General features: G+C 54.1%; 1 protein-coding gene. It reads left to right on the top strand.

Features of this window, described 5'->3' with window-relative positions:
- Window positions 1-2 precede the first annotated feature (2 nt).
- On the top strand, window positions 3-209 hold a 207-nt coding region (locus tag FDX22_RS21000; RefSeq protein ID WP_255433010.1), incomplete at its 3' end, for a methyltransferase domain-containing protein.

The following is a 209-nucleotide window of genomic DNA, read 5'->3' as shown; positions in this document are numbered from 1 at the left end:
GTCTGTTTGGTAAAAAGGTACTCGACGTCGGCTGCGGCGGCGGGATTCTGGCAGAAAGCATGGCGCGTGAAGGCGCAACAGTCACCGGCCTGGATATGGGGTTTGAACCCTTACAGGTGGCAAAACTGCATGCGCTGGAAAGTGGCATTCATGTTGAGTATGTGCAGGAGACAGTCGAAGAACACGCCGAGAAATATGCGCACCAGTAT

It is taken from the genome of Citrobacter sp. TBCS-14 (assembly GCF_005280805.1).
GTDB classification, from domain to species: domain Bacteria; phylum Pseudomonadota; class Gammaproteobacteria; order Enterobacterales; family Enterobacteriaceae; genus Citrobacter; species Citrobacter gillenii.
Note: the sequence above shows the minus strand (reverse complement) of the source record. Positions and strands in the feature narration are given on the sequence as shown.